This window comes from Variovorax sp. 22077, assembly GCF_052044195.1.
In the GTDB taxonomy this organism is placed as follows: domain Bacteria; phylum Pseudomonadota; class Gammaproteobacteria; order Burkholderiales; family Burkholderiaceae_C; genus Variovorax; species Variovorax atrisoli.
On the sequence record NZ_JBQEQC010000009.1, the window covers coordinates 1 to 16,948 of the forward strand.

General features: G+C 70.9%; 11 protein-coding genes. 4 read left to right on the plus strand and 7 right to left on the minus strand.

The window, feature by feature from the left end; translation table 11 throughout:
- Nucleotides 1-115: 115 nt before the first annotated feature.
- The 6 genes from tagF to phnD all read right to left on the minus strand — a co-directional run bounded on the left by tagF (nucleotide 116) and on the right by phnD (nucleotide 9,476).
- Nucleotides 116-772, minus strand: a complete 657-nt coding sequence (tagF, locus tag ACTJLF_RS14635; RefSeq protein ID WP_440883328.1) for a type VI secretion system-associated protein TagF — start codon at nucleotides 770-772, stop codon at nucleotides 116-118.
- Nucleotides 769-4,371, minus strand: coding sequence for a type VI secretion system membrane subunit TssM (tssM, locus tag ACTJLF_RS14640; protein WP_132802558.1), 3,603 nt, complete (start codon nucleotides 4,369-4,371; stop codon nucleotides 769-771). Before tssM ends, tagF begins: the two co-directional genes overlap by 4 nt.
- Nucleotides 4,368-5,738: a DotU family type VI secretion system protein gene (locus ACTJLF_RS14645; protein WP_126183939.1), complete on the minus strand. Its 1,371-nt coding sequence runs from the start codon at nucleotides 5,736-5,738 to the stop codon at nucleotides 4,368-4,370. The genes tssM and ACTJLF_RS14645 overlap by 4 nt, the downstream gene beginning before the upstream one ends.
- A gap of 121 nt (nucleotides 5,739-5,859) precedes the next feature.
- Entirely contained in the window at nucleotides 5,860-7,191 is a 1,332-nt protein-coding gene (gene tssK, locus ACTJLF_RS14650) for a type VI secretion system baseplate subunit TssK (RefSeq protein WP_126183940.1), read from the minus strand.
- A 189-nt stretch (nucleotides 7,192-7,380) separates the two neighbouring features.
- Nucleotides 7,381-8,442 carry a phosphate/phosphite/phosphonate ABC transporter substrate-binding protein gene (locus ACTJLF_RS14655; protein WP_132752054.1) on the minus strand — a complete coding sequence of 354 codons (1,062 nt, stop codon included), beginning with the start codon at nucleotides 8,440-8,442 and terminating at the stop codon, nucleotides 7,381-7,383.
- Nucleotides 8,439-9,476, minus strand: coding sequence for a phosphate/phosphite/phosphonate ABC transporter substrate-binding protein (phnD, locus tag ACTJLF_RS14660; RefSeq protein ID WP_019655679.1), 1,038 nt, complete (start codon nucleotides 9,474-9,476; stop codon nucleotides 8,439-8,441). Before phnD ends, ACTJLF_RS14655 begins: the two co-directional genes overlap by 4 nt.
- Nucleotides 9,477-9,637: 161 nt before the next feature.
- On the opposite strand from phnD, the gene ACTJLF_RS14665 reads away from it, so the two are divergent.
- The 3 genes from ACTJLF_RS14665 (at nucleotide 9,638) to ACTJLF_RS14675 (ending at nucleotide 14,970) form a co-directional block, all read left to right on the plus strand.
- Entirely contained in the window at nucleotides 9,638-11,530 is a 1,893-nt protein-coding gene (locus ACTJLF_RS14665) for an ATP-binding response regulator (RefSeq protein WP_126183942.1), read from the plus strand.
- Between the two features lie 381 nt (nucleotides 11,531-11,911).
- Complete coding sequence (locus ACTJLF_RS14670; RefSeq protein ID WP_440883329.1) at nucleotides 11,912-12,982, plus strand: ABC transporter substrate binding protein; 1,071 nt, start codon at nucleotides 11,912-11,914, stop codon at nucleotides 12,980-12,982.
- Nucleotides 12,979-14,970, plus strand: coding sequence for a hybrid sensor histidine kinase/response regulator (locus ACTJLF_RS14675; RefSeq protein WP_354327503.1), 1,992 nt, complete (start codon nucleotides 12,979-12,981; stop codon nucleotides 14,968-14,970). The genes ACTJLF_RS14670 and ACTJLF_RS14675 overlap by 4 nt, the downstream gene beginning before the upstream one ends.
- Before the next feature lie 223 nt (nucleotides 14,971-15,193).
- Here ACTJLF_RS14675 and ACTJLF_RS14680 read toward each other — a convergent pair whose 3' ends face one another.
- Entirely contained in the window at nucleotides 15,194-16,159 is a 966-nt protein-coding gene (locus ACTJLF_RS14680) for a GlxA family transcriptional regulator (RefSeq protein WP_354327502.1), read from the minus strand.
- A 99-nt stretch (nucleotides 16,160-16,258) separates the two neighbouring features.
- Between ACTJLF_RS14680 and ACTJLF_RS14685 the strand changes: the two genes are divergently transcribed.
- Complete coding sequence (locus tag ACTJLF_RS14685) at nucleotides 16,259-16,897, plus strand: cysteine hydrolase family protein (RefSeq protein ID WP_019655673.1); 639 nt, start codon at nucleotides 16,259-16,261, stop codon at nucleotides 16,895-16,897.
- Nucleotides 16,898-16,948 lie beyond the last annotated feature (51 nt).

Consider the following 16,948-nt stretch of genomic DNA (forward strand, 5'->3'; position numbering starts at 1 on the left):
AGACAGCAGGGTCGCCTTTTCTTTGCCTACTTTCTTTTGGCGAAGCAAAAGAAAGAAGGTCGCCCGCCGGGGCGAGACCCGGCTCCGAAACCCAAAACAAGAAGAGGCGTACATCTCACCCCTCCTCGGCAAAGCCCAGAAACAGAGCTTCAAACTGCTCATCCCGAGGCAACCCGGTACTGAGCATCCGTATCCCACTCTCAACAGAAGGATCACTCAACCACAACGAAGCCCCCGCCACCGGCAACTCCAGAGACTCCACAACCCCTTCCCGACCAACCGAAGAAAAAGCAACAACATCCGCCAAAAACAACCTCTGCAACACAGCATCAAACCGCACCGCATCCAGATCCCCATCAAGCCCCTCCAACGCAGCCTGCGTCGCATGAGCCCACCACTCCAGCGCAGCAGCCAGCGCTTCCCCCCGCAGGGTCCCGGGCGAGTTCGCGCTCAACTCCACCGCAATGGCAAACGGAAAGTACCGCCCCACCCCATCCACGGAAGGCATGAGCACCCCGATCCACGCCTGCTCGCCAGCCACCTGCCGCCCCAGCGCAAAGCACCAGATGGGCGCTTCGAGATACCGCTCGGTCCAATCCGCCCGATCCCGCAGCCGCGACATGCCCCGCTGCAGCCACTGGTCCCACACGGCGCGGAACGCCTCAGGCAGCCGCCGATGCGCGAAATCCCCCATGCCAGGCAATTTCCCGAACCACCCGGGCAGCGCAGCGGCGGGAGCAAGCAGCGACGACGAAGAGGACTCGACGCTCACAGCCCCTCCGGACATGAGAACTCGCGCAGCTCGCGCAGTCGGATCGGGTGCTGTACGCTGTTGGTCGTCACCTCGAAGCGTGTCTTGCGCGCGCCGACCTGGAAGGTGATGAAGAACTTCTCGGGCGCGTCGCCCGCTTCGAGCTGGCCGTCGTCGAGCGTGCGGAATAGAGCCCACGGGCCGTCCACCGCGGAGCCGGAGCTGCCGGTGGTCGAGGGCGGGCTGACCTGGATGCGCACCTGGTTGCTGCCCTTGGGGCCGGGCCACTGCACGGCCATGGGCACGACGGGGCCGTGCGCGTATTTCACGAGCTGGCCGTCGACGTCGAGGATGAACTGGGTGATGCCCGCATCCATCTCCACCGGCTTGAAGTCCAGCCGCATCGACGGGCCCCGGCCGCCGCCGCGGAAGAAGATCTCCTTGATGCGCGCGGCGCGCTCGAACTGCGCGATCGCCTGGGTGGTGATGGCGCCGCGCTCGGCCACGGGCTTGTAGCGCCACGGGCGCGTGCTGGTGTCGACGATGGCGGCCAGGCGCTTCTGGAAGAAATCGTCCATCAGGCCGCCGGGGCCGAACATCTGGCCGAAGTCCTCGGGCAGCACGTCGCGCTTGCTGCTCTGCACGAAGGGATAGCGGCCGGCGATCGCACGCGCGCAGAACTCGGTGACGGGGCGCAGGTCCTGGCTGAGGTTGCCGCGCTCGGCCACCTGCGCCTGCGCGGCGCCGGCCTGGCTCAGGTTCTCGACCATGGAGCGCACGGGCTCCGGCAGGCGGCCGGCGTCGGACTTGAGCTTGCCGGCCACGTCGCCCGGCGGCGGCGAGGTGCGGCCCTTCACGGCCGTGTCGACGGCGTTGAGGTACACGTAGACCTCGTTGAAGAGCTTCAGCGCATCGTCGATGGGCGCCGGCTGGTTGGGGCCGCCCGCGGTGACGAGCCGGCGCAGCGCCTCGAATCGGTCGTCCACGATGCTCTCGATGCGCTTGCCCGGGGCCACCTGCCGGCCGGGGTCGGCGCCGAACAGGTCTTCCAGGCCCTTGCGGGTGTTGCGCACGGTCTCGGTGGCCTTGCTGACCACGTCCTTGTTGGCGTCGGCGGCGGGGATCAGCGTGGTCTGCTTGACCACGGCGCGCAGGAAGTTCGCGAGCGGCGAATCGACGCCCGAGAGGATGCGCGCGGTCTCGATGTTCTTCTCCAGCCCGTTCACGCGGATCAAACGCACGTCGGCCAGCAGCGCCTCCCATTGCTTGACGTACTCCTCCAGGTAGAGGCGGCGCACGCGGTCGGTTAGCGCGCCGAGCGCGGCGGCGTCGCGCAGGCGGTCGGCGGCGTTGCGGTCCTGGCCGAGCACCCACGGGTCTTCGTTCGCGAGCAGGCCGGTGAGCACCACCACTTCGTTCTGGAAGCGCTTGTGGTAGCCGTCGTAGGTGAACATGCCCGGCACGCCCTCGGACAGCGGCTTGCCGCTGATGCGCTCGAACACCAGCGGACCCGACGGGCCGGTGGCTGCCGCCACGCTGAAGGCCGGGATGTCCTTGCTGGCGCGCTGGCGCTTGAGGCGGCTGAACACGCGCTGCTCCAGCGGGTAGCTCGCGAGCACGGCGCGCACGCTGCGCACCAGGTTCTCGTCCATCTTCAGCGGCGAGCGCGGCGGGCCCTGTGCGATGAGCACGTCGAGCTGGTCTTCCAGCTGCTTGCGCTGGTCCTCGGGAATGCCGCGGTCGAGGTTGCGCGCCCAGTCGAGCGTGATCCAGGCCTTCAGCGCCTCGGCGTCGAAGTGCTCGGGCTGGTAGAGCATCAGGTAGGTCTTGAGCGCCTCGTAGGTGAACTCGAGGTTGTCCTTCTGCGCGGTGCGCAGCTGGTCCTCGATGCGCTTGGCGATCTGCGGCAGGAAGGCGTCGTTGAGCGCACGCTGGTGCGTGAGCATGGCGGCGGCGTCGAGCTTGTCGCCCTGGTAGAGGCCCAGCGTCATCGACAGCGGCTCGTCGCCCTGGCGGTTCTCGGGCGTCTTCCAGATGTCGCGCAGGCTCTGCAGCACGGGCGCGACTTCCACCAGGTTCTGCACGCGCGCGGGCAGCGCAGCGAGGTTCTGCCGGGCGGGCTCGACGCGGGCCTCGACCGACTTCAGGTAGTTCATGTTCTGCAGCGTGCTGTAGCCCCAGGCCGCGAGCAGGCCGACGGTGACCAGCGTCATCGCCGTCACGCCGATCACGCGCAGCGTGTGGCGGCGACGCTCCAGCTTCACGTCGGCGCCGGCCAGGCGCTGCTCGGGAAACACCACGTCGCGCAGCAGCGAGGTGAGGAAATAGCTGCGCCCGCTGGACTTCTGCGGCGCGAGCATCGCGCGCTCGATGCCGAAGCTGCGCGCCAGGCTGCCCATCACGCGGTCGATGGGACTGCCTTCCTGCGTGCCGCTGGTGAAGTACACGCCGCGCACCCATGGCGGCTGCGCGAAGCGCGAGCCGGTGAACACCTGCTCCAGCAGGTCCGACAGCAGCGGCCCGATGGAGCCGAACTGCGCGGGAAAGCCGAAGATCGCCGCGCGGCGGTTGCCGTCGGTCTCGCGCTGCATGCGCGCGATGAGGCCGTCGTTCACGCGGTTGTGCAGCAGCGCGAACTCGCGGTTGAAGGCGGCGGAGAGTCCCTTCTCCTCCACCTGCAGATTCTCGTCGGCCGGCAGCGTGAAGCCGAAGACCTGCGCGCGCTGCTCCTTGCCGAGGTCGTCGAAGTAGTCGGTGAAGCCGTAGAGCAGGTCGCTCTTGGTGACGAGCACATACACCGGCAGCCGCGTGGTGAGCTTGCCGTCGAGCTCCAGCAGGCGCGCGCGGATCGATGCCGCGAGCTGCGTGCGCGCCTCGGGGCCCTGGCTCAGCAGGTCGGCCACGCTGACGGTGAGGAACACGCCGTTCAGCGGCCGGCGCGGGCGCACCTTCTTCAGCAGCCCCAGGAAGCCTTCCCACGCGCTCTTGTCTTCCGACTGGTGGCTGTCCTGCGTGGTGTAGCGGCCCGCGGTGTCGATGAGCACCGCCTCGTCGGTGAACCACCAGTCGCAGTTGCGCGTGCCGCCCACGCCGCGGATCGCGCCGGGACCGAACTTCTCGGCCAGCGGGAAGCTCAGGCCCGAGTTGACCAGCGCGGTGGTCTTGCCCGCGCCGGGCGCGCCGATGAACACGTACCAGGGCAGGTCGTAGAGATAGCTGCCGCCCGAGATGGAAAGCCAGTCGCGCCAGCCCGGCTTCCTGCCGGCGGCGTGCAGCCGCATCTGCTTGAGCGTGGCGACGGCCTCGCTGAAGCGCGTGTCGAGGATCTTCTGCTCGCCGTTGACCGGCGCATCGGCCTTGGCGGCCGGCGCCTTCATGAGGCCGTCGGTGAGATGCCGGCTCGCGCGGCGGGCGCGCCAGCGGCGGTACAGCGCGCGCAGCACCACGACGAGCACGATGACGCCGATGACGATGGCGCGCGTGGTCTCGCTCTCCAGCGGCGCGAGCGAGCCGATCTTCACCAGCGGACCGATCCACCAGATCAGCAGCGCGACGACGATCAGCGCCAGCAGCGTGAGCAGCAGCGGGCTGAAGAGGAAGCCGAAGATTTTCTTGATCATTTCGTCGCTCCCGTGGCCGGAGCAGGAACGGCGGCCGGCGCGACAGCAGTCGGCGCGGGTGTGACGCCCTCGGGGCCCGTCAGCAGCACGATCTCGACGCGGCGGTTGCGCGCGCGGTTGGCCGGCGTGTCGTTGGGCGCCACCGGCTCGGCGTCGGCCTTGCCGTCGGAACGCATGCGGGCCGGGTCGACCAGCGTGGAGAGCGCGCCCTTCACCGCATCGGCGCGCGCGGCCGACAGGTGCCAGTTGGACGGATAGCGCAGCGAGCGGATCGGCTGGTTGTCGGAGTGGCCGGTGATCAGCACCTCGCCCTTCACCTCGGACAGCGCCTGGCCGATGCGGCGCAGCACCGGCAGCGACTGCGGCATCGGGTCGGCGCTGCCGGAGCCGAAGAAGGAGTCGCCGCGCAGGCGCACCACGCTGCGGTCGGCCTCGTCGGTCACCGTCACCAGGCCCTGCTTCACCTCGGGCTCGAGGAAGCGCGCGAGGCGCGGCGTCTTCGCCGGCAGCGCGGGCGGCGCGATCTGGATGTTGGGCGCGCGCAGGCTGGACACCGCGGCGTAGGTGGTGTCGGAACGATGGTTGAGCGTGAGCCGCAGCCCGAACCATGCGAGCGCCAGCAGCAGCGCGAAGCCCGCTGCGAACACCCAAAGCGGCAGCGACTCGCGCAGCCGCACCGTGCCGGCGCCCTGCCCGCGCCAGTGCGGCGAGAGCTCGGCTTCCACGGGCGGACGGTCCTTCGCGATGAGGTCGGCCAGGCGCTGGCGCACCGAGTCGAGCTGCGCGCGGCCGTTGTCGATCACGCGGTAGCGGCCCTCGAAGCCGAGGGCGAGCACGCTGTAGATCAGCTCCAGCAACTGGCGGTGCGTGGGCACGTCCTGCGCGAGCTTGGCCAGCAGCTGGAAGACCTTCTCGCCGCCCCAGGTCTCGTTGTGGAACTGCACCAGCAGGCTCTGCTTGTTCCAGCCGGCCTGCACGCCCCAGGGCGTGTTGGCCACGGCCTCGTCGAGCGCGGTGCACAGCACGTAGCGCGCGGCCAGCACCGATTCGTTGCCCACGCCCGCACGGCGCGCGCTGGCGTCGAACTGGTTGACCGCATCGGCGGTCGATGCACGCAGCGCCGGCACGTTGGGCGGCTGCGCGAGGTTGCGCAGCTTGCCGATCAGCACCAGCAGCTTGCCGGCGGCCGACACCAGTGGATTGAGCAGGCCAAGTTCACCAACGTCGGCGGCGGGTGTCGGATCGGCCCCTCCGAAGAAAGGCGCGGGCGCGGGCGCACTCGGCGTGCCCGCCGGCGTGCGCGGCTTGGGCTTGATGACCGTGCGCTCCGACTCGAACGCTGCGAAGGGATCGGGAGGTGTGCTCATGATGGCTCCACGCTGACGGCGCCAATTCGTGAAATGCCGCGGAACCGGCTTTGCCGGGCAACAGGCGTTGCCCCCTCGAAGGGGGTTGGCGTAGCGGCACGAAGTGCGCGAAGACTGGGGGTCATGCTCGTATTGCCCAGAACTGGAGATCGAGCCCGGGGAAATCGCCTGCGATGTGCATCGCGATGCCCCCCGACTGCTCTAGCTGCCGCCACAGGTCGCTGTTGCGCGTCTCCAGCTCGAAATAACTGGCGCCCGTGTGGAAGGGAATCTGCCTCGGCGCCACCGGCATCGGCGTGAGCGTGACGCCCGGCAGCGCGAGGTTGACGAGGTCACGGATGCGCTCGACCGGCCCGATCTTGACCTGCGTGGGAAAGCGCGCGCGCAGCGCCTCGCTGGGCATGCTCGCGCTCACCGCGAGCACGAAGGTGGCCTTGCGCTGCAGCTCCACATCGGTGACCACCGCCACGCGCACACCGTGCTTGCGGTCGTGCAGGTCGATGCGGATGGCCGACTGCTCGAACACCATCGACAGGCTGCGGCGCAGGTCGTCCATGAGCGGACGGAAGCTCATCGCGAGGTCGTCGTGGATGTAGGGACCGAAGCGCGACACGCGGCGCGAGTCGCGAAAGCTCGCGAGGTCGCCCGCCAGGCCCAGCGCATGCTCGAAGAAGTGCTGCGGATGCAGCATCGCGCTCTTCGCGAGATGCGCGAAAACGGCCTCGTTGCGGTTGACGGCCTGCAGCAGCATGAAGTCGGCGATCTCTGCCACGCCGCCGGTGCCGCCCTGCGTGAGCCGGCCGGCCAGCGCCTCGCCACGCTGGCGCAGCAGGCCCAGCAGTTCGTCGAGCCAGGCGCGGATGACGGCATGGCCGGCCACGTCGAGCAGCGGCGGCAGCATCGCGCGATCGAGCTGCACCTGGTTGTCGACGCGGCGCTCGACCACGCGGGCCACGCCGAGGGTCGTCCACGCATCGGTGGCCTCGCTCGCGCGCATCAGGCGCGTGTGGAGCTGGCCCAGCTGCAGCATCGCGGTGCGCTCGCCGGCGGTGTTGGAGTCGGGCACCTCCGACTCGAGCACGCGGTGGCGCACCAGCTCCTCATACTCTTCCGCGTCGGCCTCGCGCGCGCCCGCGCGGCGCAGCGGCAGCGCGAGCACCACGGCCTCGTCGCGCATGGTGGATGGAATGTCGATGGGCTCGGGCAGCGGGTCGACCGCAGGCATGTCGAAGACGGTGCCGTCGCCGAACACGCCCACCGCGCGCACCAGCGCCAGCTTGCCCAGCGTGAGCGCGGCCGGGTCGATCTCCAGCTCGGCGAAGCCCCAGGCGTAGGGCGTGGTGGAACGCAGCAGCACGTGCCGCGCGTGATCGGCATGACGCTCGCTCTGCTGCAGGTGCTGAGGCTGCAACAGCATCCCCTCGCTCCAGACCACTTTTGTTCGCCAACTCATCCGCACTCCGTCAACGGCAAGGGTTGCCTGAAAGAAACACGAAGTTTCCGGCTCGGGGGGCTGGTGGCAAATCCGCCTTAAGGCCTAGCTAACGGCCTAGGCAGGGGCTCTGGAGCTACGGCGAAGGGAGTAGAGATTCGCCCTGCGCAGGCGGGTGGCCCGGCGGACGGGCAGCGGAGGACGGACGCTTCAGCGGGAGGCGGGCCGCAGCATCTCGACCTGCTCGGCGTAGGTCTTCTCGATGCGCTGCAGCCGCTGCTCGCGCGCGGCCTCGTTGACCCACGCGGCGGCCATGGCGTGTTGCCTGCCGAGCTGGCGCTCCAGCTGCGCCTGCGGCAGCAGCGCGCTGTCGTCGGCGGCGATGTAGCCGTAGGCCGCGCGCAGGCTCTTGAGCACCTCGCGCTCGGCGTCGCCGCGCGTGCCCTTGGCCTTGCCGTAGCCGGTCAGGAAGTTCTGCAGCCGCGCCTGGAACTCGGGCGGGAAGTCGCGCCGCACCACCATCTGCGCGCCTGGCGGCGGCTGCGACTCCCAGATCACCTTCAGCCGCTCGGCCTCGATGGGGAACTGCTGGCGGAAGCGCTCCAGGTCGGTGGTGTTGTTGGTCGCCACGTCGGCGTCGCCGTTGGCCACGGCCAGCGCGGTGGCCTGGTGGGTGCCGACGAACTCGCTGCGAAAGCGCGTCTCCATCTCGATGTTGTTCGGCAGGAAGAGCTGGCTCTGCGGCACGATGAAGCCGGTGACCGAGCGGCTGTCGCCGCGCGCCAGGCGCCACTTCTCGGGCTGCGCGAGCAGGCCCTCGAGCGTGTTGAGCGGGCCTGCCTTGCGCACCAGCAGCACCGCGCGGTGCTCGGGCATGCCGGGGTGCCGCGCGATCTGCGCCACCACCTTCATGCGACGCTGCATCACGGCGTCCAGCGCCATCTTTCCGGACAGGAAGGCCATGTCGATCTCGTCGCGGCCGATGGCGCGGTCGAGCTCTTCGTAGGTCGGCACCGAATACATGCTGACCGGCATGCCGAGCGCGCGGCCCAGGTCGTTCATGAGCGGCGTCCACAGCGCGCGCGACTCGACGGTGCCGCCCAGCGGCAGCACGCCGAAGCGGAGCATCCGGATGGCGGGCGACGGCGCGCCCTTCTCGGCCGGCGCCACCGCGGCTCCTGTCGCCGTGCCCTGCTGCGCCACGGCCGGCATCGCGATGAGGAAGGCCAGCAGCACGGCCACCGCGCGCCACAGCCCGGTGCGCAGCGTCATGGCGACACGTCCTTCAGCACGCTGACCTGCTCGGCGTAGCCGCTCTCGATGCGCTGCAGCCGGGCTTCGCGCGCGGCGTCGTTCACCCACTGCGCGGTCATGGCGTTCTGCTTCGCGAGCTGGTAGGCCAGCTTGGCGGCCGGCTGCAGCGAGCTGTTGTCGGCCGCCACGAAGCCGGCCAGATCGTGCAGCGACTTCAGCACCACGCGCTCGGCGTCGCCGCGCGGGCCCTTGCCGCGCCCGTAGGCCACCAGGAAGGCCTGCACGCGCTTGCGCAGCTCGGGCGTGTATTCGCGCCGCACCACGATCTGCGCATGCGGGATCAGGTCGGACTCCCACAGCACCTGCAGCCGCTCGGTCTCGGCCGGAAAGCGCGTCTTGAAGCGCTCGAAGTCGGCGGTGTTGTTGGTGGCCACATCGGCCTCGTTGTTGGCCACGGCCAGCGCTGTGGCCTGGTGGGTACCCACGATCTCGCTGCGGAAGCGCGTCTCCATCGCGATGTGGTTCGGCAGGAAGAGCTGCAGCTGCGGCACGATGAAGCCCGACACCGACTGCTTCTCGCCGCGCGCGAGCCGCCAGCGATCGGGCTGCTCCAGCAGGTTCTTCAGCGAATTGAAGGGCGGCGCCTTGCGCGACAGCAGCAGCGCGCGGTAGCCCGGCAGGCCGTCATGGCGCACCACCTGCGCCACCACCTTCATGCGCCGCTGGGTGACGGCGTCGAGCGCCATCTTCCCGGAGAGGAAGGCCATGTCGACCTCGTCGCGCTGGATGGCCTGCTCCAGCGCCTCGTACGAGTTGACCGACAGCACGCTCACCGGCCGGTTGATCGCGCGGCTGAGCTCGGCCAGGAGCGGGTCCCAGTCGCTGCGCGATTCGAACGCACCGCCCAGCGGCAGGATGCCGAAGCGCACCGGGCCGTCCAGCGGATTGACCTGGGCGGGCGCCGCGAGGGGCAGCGCCGTGAGCAGCGCCAGGGTGCCCGCGCGGAGCACGGCGGCTGAGAACTCGGCGAATCGGCGCAGGGAAGCCAGCATTTCTGAAGCGAAAGACATAGGGCCGGCGCGCATCGGCGGGTCTAACATGGCAGCGCGGACGCCATTAAATATCAATTGCAAACATTTGTTGTGATGTTTTTCCCAGCTTTCCTGCCCCGGAACGCCCTCCTAAGCTCGGCGCCCATGCCCGCGATGCCCTCATGAACTGGAACTTCCGCGTCATCAGGAGCCTGGGGCGCCTGACCTTCGCCCAGCAGCTGATCCTGCTGGCGATGGTGCCGGCGGCCCTGGCCACGCTGGCAGCCATCGCCGTGCTGACGCGCCAGCACCTGGGCAACCTCACCGAGTTGATGCGCGCCAACGCGCAGACCGTGGCGCTGCAGGTGGCCACGGTGGCGCAGGCGCCGCTGGCGCGCATGGACCGCCGCGCGCTTGCGCGCACCGCCCAGTCGGGCACCTACCAGCCGAACGTGCAGCAGGTGCAGATCTGGACGGAGGACGGCGAGATCGTCGCCAACTCCGAGACCATGGACCGCGCCCGCGCCGAGGGCCTGCAGGTGGTGGTGCCCATCGTGAGCGACGACGGCCGCCACAACGGCAAGGTGATGGTCGAGATGAGCCTGGCGGCCGTGCAGAGCGCGCGGCGCTCGGTGTGGCTCAACGTGGGCCTGGTGCTCGCGGTCAGCCTGGTGGGCGTGGGCCTGGCCGGCTGGTGGGCCGCCAGGCGCATCAGCGAGCCGATCCGCGCGCTGGGCAAGGCGGTCGACAGGCTGGGCGCGGGCGAGGACGCAAGCGTGGCCATCGAGGGCACGGCCGAGGTGCGCCACCTGCAGCAGGGCTTCAACGAGGCCGCGCGCGCGCTCGCCGAAAGCCACCGGCTGCTGCAGAGCCGCATCAACGAGGCCACCGCCGAGCTGGCGCGCAAGAACCAGCTGCTCGAAGTGGCCAGCCAGGCCAAGACCCGGCTGCTGGCCGCCGCCAGCCACGACCTGCGCCAGCCGCTGCACGCGCTCACGCTCTTCTCCGACGGGCTGGCCAACGGCGAGAGCGATCCGGTGAAGCTGCAGCGCATCGGCCACATCCGCGAGTGCGTGGATTCGCTGGACCGCCTCTTCTCCGAGCTGCTGAACCTGTCGCAGCTGGACGCGGGCGTGCTGCAGCCGCAGTGGATCGACTTCCCGCTCGACCGGCTCTTCGAGGAGATCAGCCGCAACTTCCGCCCGGTGGCCGAGCAGCAGGGCCTGCGGCTGGTGGTGCGCAAGACCGACGTGTGGGTGCGCTGCGACTACGTGATGCTCTCGCGCATCCTGAACAACCTGGTGTCGAACTCGCTGCGCCACACCATCGAGGGCGGCGTGCTGATCGGCGCGCGGCGGCGCGGCCGGGGCGTGCGCATCGACGTGGTCGACACCGGCGTGGGCATCGCCGCGCACCACCAGGCGCGGGTGTTCGAGGAGTTCTACCAGGTCGAGCCCGCGGGCCGGCAGGCGGCATCGCGCGGCGCGCGCGGCATGGGGCTGGGCCTGGCCACGGTGCAGCGGCTGGCCGAGCTGCTCAACACGCGCGTGGATCTGACATCGAAGCTGAACAAGGGCACCTGCGTGCGGGTGCTGGTGCGCTCGGCCGCCGCCGCGCTGCCGGTGCCCGCGGCGGCGCCCTCCCTCGCCGCCATCGAGGAAGAAGAGAGCCTGGCCGGCGTGCGCATCCTCGTGATCGACGACGAGCGCACCATCCTCGAGGGCCTGACGGTGGTGCTCTCCAACTGGGGCGCCGAGGTGCTGCCCGCGCAAACCCGCGCCGAGGCGCTGACCATGGCCGACGGCTGGGCGCAGCCGCCCGACGTGGTCATCAGCGACCTGCTGCTGCAAGGCGGCGACAACGGCCTGGACGTGATCGCCGCGCTGGAGCGCCATCCGCGCGGCATCGGCCCGGGTACCGCCCGCCTGCTTGTGACCGGCGAGACCAAGCCCGACCGCCTGCGCGAGGTAGCGAGCGCCGGCATCACGGTGCTCTACAAGCCGGTGTCGCCGCGCGTGCTACGCCAGGCGATCCAGGCGCAGCGAGCCGCGGCAGCGCAGGCAGCCAGCGCTTAAAAGCGCTCTCCTAGCGCGAAACACCGCGGAACCGGCTTCGCCGGGCCGCAGGTGTTGCCCCCGGAAGGGGGGTGGCGAAGCGACACGAAGTGCGCGAAGCCTGGGGGTGAGGCAAGTGCTACCGCGGAACCGGCTTCGCCGGGCCGCTGGTGTTGCCCCCGGAAGGGGGAAGGCGCGCGCGACACGAAGTGCGCGAAGCCTGGGGGAGAACCAGGTACTCCGTCAGGCATAGGCCTTGCGGCCACCGCCGCGAGGAATTCGTCACACCGGCAGGGCGCCGCGGACGCTGACATAAGCCCTCCGCCTTATCGCGCGAAGAAGGGGGCGTCCTTACATTGGGTCATTCGCCTCTCGCTGCGGAAGCAGTCCATGTTTGTTGCCGTGATTCCCGTCCTCCCGCCCTCCTCGAGAAGGCCGTGGCGCGCCGTCCGCATCGCGCTGGCGGCGATGCTCGCCTGGGCCGCGGCGGCCGGCGGCGCGGCGGCCGCGAGCCTCACGGTGCTGATGGGCGACGACATGGCGGCCTCTTCCGAGTTCGTGCAGCAGCTGCGCGCCGACCAGGAGCCCGGCGGCAGGTTCGAGCTGGTGCGCATCCCGCCAGGCGGTGCGGCCGCCGCGCAGCCCGAAGCGGCGGCCCTCGCTCCCGCCCCCGATCAAGAGCGCGCCGCCAACGCGGGCGTGCGCACGCGCAGCCTGCGCAGCGCGGCCGCCGATGCGCCGCTCACCATGGCCGTCGGCCCTGCCGCCGCGCGCGCCGCCATCGAGCGGCCGGGCCAGGAGCCGCTGGTGCTGGCGATGCTCAGCCGGCTCGAATACGAGACGCTCAAGGCCTCCAGTCCGGCATTGCGGCGCGGCGACCGCCGCGTGGGCGTGCTGCTGCGCGACCCGGCCATGGCCGACCAGCTCGCGCTGGTCAATGCGGTGCTGCCGCAGAAGCACCGCGTGGGCGTGGTCGCCACGCCGGAGTCGGAGCCGCTGGTGCGCGAACTGCAGCGCGCCGCCCAGGGCGCGAACCCGGCATGGGACCTGCGCGTGGAATACGTGCCCGACGCGCGGTCGATCGCCTCGGCGCTGCGGCTGGTGGTGCCGCAGAGCGACGCGCTGATGGTGCTGCCCGACCTGATCGGCGACAACCAGGCGGCCACGCTGTCGGTGCTGCGCGCCGGCGCGAGCGCGGGCCTGCCGGTGTTCGGCGCCAGCGAGGGGCTGGTGCGATCGGGCGGGCTGGCAGCGGCGGTCTCCACGCCCTCGCAACTCGCACAGCAGGCGCGTCAGCTCGGGCAGAAGGTCGCGAGCGCCGCCGCGGCCGGGGCGGGCAGCAGCAGCAACGCACCGCTGGTGGAAGCCGCTACGCCGGCCGCCGTGCGCGTCAACGCCACCGTGGCACGCGGACTCGGCCTGCGCCTGCCGGAGGAACGGGAACTGACCGACCGGCTCGCGGCCCCGCGATGAGCAGCGCTCCACCTTCCCTCGACCCGGCCGAGCCCACGGGGGCGGAGGGTGCGGATGCGCCGGCCGCTTCGGCTTCGCCGCCGCCCGCGTCCTTCCGCTCGCCGCACACGCTGGTCCTGCGCGGCAACCTCCAGCGCGACCTGTTCCGCCTCGGCGTGGTGCCGTGCGCGGCGGTGGCGCTGGCGCTCACCGGCTGGTTCACGCACAACCGGCTGCAGACGCTCGAAGCCGCCTTCGACGCCGAAGGCCAGTCCGTCGCGAAGCAGGTGGCGGCCATGTCCGACCTGAGCCTCTACGCAGGTGACGTGCCGGCCCTGCAGAACGTGGCCAATGCCGCGCTGCGCGGCGGGCAGGTCACGCGCGTGGAGATCAGCAACAGCGCCGGCATCTACGTGACCGCCGGGCCCAAGACGCCGTCGCTGGGGCAGCTGCGCATGTTCACCTCGCCGGTCACGCTGCGCGAGGCCTCGCGTGCCAGCGCCTTCGCGCCCGCCGGCTCCACCGCGGCGGGCGATGCGCCCATCGGGCTGGTGCAGACCTTCCGCGACACCACGGCCTACACGCGCGAGCGCAGCCGCTCGCTGATCGCGGGCGTCGGCATCGCGCTGGTCGCGCTGATCGCGGCGTGGGCCTCGGTGCGGCACATGGCGCGCACGGTGGCGCGGCCGCTGCGGCGCGTGTCCCGCACGGTCGCGGCGCTGGAGGCGGGGCATTTCGAGGTGCGCTGCGACGTGGCGGAAGGCGGCGCGCGCGGCACGCACGAGCTCGCGGTGCTCGCGCACGACATCGACCGGCTGGCCGAGCGCCTGCAGCGCAACCGCCAGGTCAGCGAGGAGCAGGTGCGCGAGGCCACCGCCGTCGCGCTGCAGCGCATGGCCGAGGCCGAGCAGGCGGCCCTCTCGCGCGCACGCTTCCTCGCGGCCGCGAGCCACGACCTGCGCCAGCCGCTGCATGCCATGGGCCTGTTCATCGACGGCCTGCTGCCCGGCGCCTCGCCCGCGCAGCGCCCGGCCGTGCTGCGGCTGCAGGAGAGCACCGAGTTCATGGGCGTGCTGCTGGACGACCTGCTCGAGATCTCGCGGCTCGACGCGCAGGTGCTCACGCCGGCCATCGCCAAGGTGCCGCTCGCGGAGCTGTTCGACCAGCTCGACGCACAGCACGCCGCAGCCGCCGTCGAGGCCCGCGTGCGGCTGCGCTGGAGCGACCGCGGGCTGGCCGTGCGATCCGATGCGTCGATGCTGCGGCGCATCGTCGGCAACCTCGTCACCAACGCGCTGCGCCACGCGCCCGAGGGCGGCACGGTGCTGGTGGCGGCGCGGCGCAGCGCGGGCGGCGTGCGCATCGAGGTGCGCGACAACGGCGTGGGCATCGCGCCCATCCACCAGGGACGCATCTTCGAGGAGTTCTACCAGGTGGCCAACACCGAGCGCGACCGGCGCCGCGGCTTCGGGCTGGGCCTGGCGATCTGCGCGCGCATCGCGGCGCTGCTGGGCACGCGCATCACCGTGCGCTCGGCGCTGCAGGCCGGCAGCACCTTCGCCTTCACGCTGCCGGCCGCGCGGCTGGCCGACGTGACGCCGCCCCAGCCGCCGCAGATCGCACCCGCGCCGCTGGCCGGACTGCGATGCCTGGTGGTGGACGACGACCCCGCCATCCTCGACGGCAGCCGCGCGCTGCTGGAGCAGTGGGGCTGCCAGGTCGAATGCGTGAGCACCGGCGCCGAGGCCATCGCGCGGCTGGGCACCGGCGACATCCACTACGACGCGGTGCTGTGCGACCTGCAACTCGCGGGCGACGGCGATGGCGTCGACGTGATCGACGCCGCCCGGCGGCTGCAGCCCGATGCGCTGGCGGTGCTGGTGTCGGGCGCCACCGGGCCCGAGGTGCTTCAGCGGCTGCGCCACGGCGGCGTGATGCTGCTGACCAAGCCGGTCGCGCCGGCCAAGCTGCGCGCGCTGCTGACGACGCGGCGGCAAATCATGGTCTGACCCCCAACTTCGTGTCGCTTCGCCAACCCCCTTCCAGGGGGCGATACCTGTGGCCCGGCAAAGCCGGTTCCGCGAGAGCTTGAGCTCACCCCCAGGCTTCGCGCACTTCGTGTCGCTTCGCCAACCCCCTTCCAGGGGGCGATACCTGCGGCCCGGCAAAGCCGGTTCCGCGGTATCCCTGGCACTCAGGGTTTCCTGATGCGAAGCACGCCCTCTTTCTCGTTCATGCGCGCGAGAACTGCTGGCGGTAGGCGGTGGGTGACAGCTTGAAGGCCGAGACGAAGTGCTTGCGCAGCGACACCGCCGAGCCGAAGCCGGCGCCGGTGGCGATGCGTTCCACCGGATGGTCGGTGGTCTCGAGCAGCCGCTGCGCGAGCGCGAGGCGCTGGTTCTGCATCCACTGGCCGACGGTGGTGCCGGTGGATTCGCGGAAGCGCCGCGTGAAGTTGCGCCGGCTCATGAGCGCGCGCCGCGCGAGGTCGTCGAGATCGTGCGGCCTGTCGAGGTGCCGGCCCAGCCATTCGAGCAGCGGCGCGAGCCGGTCGCGCTCGGCGGCGGCGGGCACGGGCTGCTCGATGTACTGCGCCTGGCCACCCTGCCGGTGCGGCGCCACCACCATGCGGCGCGCGGCGCGGTTGGCCGTCTCGGCGCCGTAGCGCACGCGCAGCAGGTGCAGGCAGCAGTCGATGCCCGCCGCGGTGCCGGCAGAGGTGAGCACGTTGCCGTCTTCCACGTAGAGCACCTCGGGCTGCAGCCTCACCTTCGGGTACTGCTTCGCGAAGGCGGGCGCCAGCTTCCAGTGCGTGGTGGCCGGGCGGCCGTCGAGCAGGCCGGCCTCGGCCAGCACGAAGGCGCCGAGGCACAGGCCAATCACGGTCGCGCCGCGCCGGTGCGCCGCCTGCAGCGCCCGGATGAGCGCCGGCGGCGCCGCGCTGCAGTCGTCGCGCCATGAAGGCACCACCACGATGCGCGCCCGGCGTATCGCCTCCAGCCCGTGCGGCACCACGAGCGAGAAGCCCGCGTTGGTGCGCAGTTCGCCGGGCTCCGACGCGCACACCTGCACGCGGAAGCGCGATGCGCCCGCGTCCGTGCGGTCTTCGCCGAAGACCATGCAGGGCACGGAAAGGTGGAAGGGGCTGATGCCATCGAAGGCGACGACGGCGACGGTTTCCGCAGCAGGCGAGCTCATGGCCCGATCTTATCGATGAATGGCTTTCGGGCCACTTTCGGGCGGCGGTGCCGGCAGGAAGAATCAAGCCATCCGAACCGACAGCAGAAGGAGCCACTCATGAGCAGCAACACGCCCGCGCCACGCCGCGCCCTCGTCGTCATCGACGTGCAGAACGAATACTTCGAAGGCGGTGGCCTGCCCATCGAATACCCGCCCATCCTGCAGACATTGCCCAACGTGACCCGGGCCATGGACGCCGCCCACGCCGCCGGCACGCCCGTGGTGGTGGTGCGCCACCATGCGCCCAAGGGCGCGCCCGTGTTCCAGGCCGATGCGCACAACGGCCAGCTGCATCCAGAGATCGCGAAGCGGCCGCACGACCACCTCGTCACCAAGAGCTTTCCGAGCGTGTTCACCGGCACCGACTTCGCCGACTGGATCGCGCGCCACGGCATCGACACGCTGAGCGTGGCCGGCTACATGACGCACAACTGCGACGCCTCCACCGTGTACGAGGCCATGCACCGCGGCCTGGCCGTCGAGTTCATCTCGGACGCCAGCGGCGCCCTCCCCTACGAGAACGCCGCGGGCAAGGTCACGGCGGAGGAGATCCACCGCGTCTTCAGCGTGGTGTTCCACAGCAACTTCGCGGCCGTGACCACGACGGACGCCTGGATCTCGGCGATGCGCGAGGGCCAGGCCATTCCGAAGGACAACGTGCTGATGTCGAACCGGCGCGCACGAGGCATCGCATAACCGGCACGAGCTTCGCGGGGCCGCGCGCCCCGCGCAAGGCGCTCACCTCGA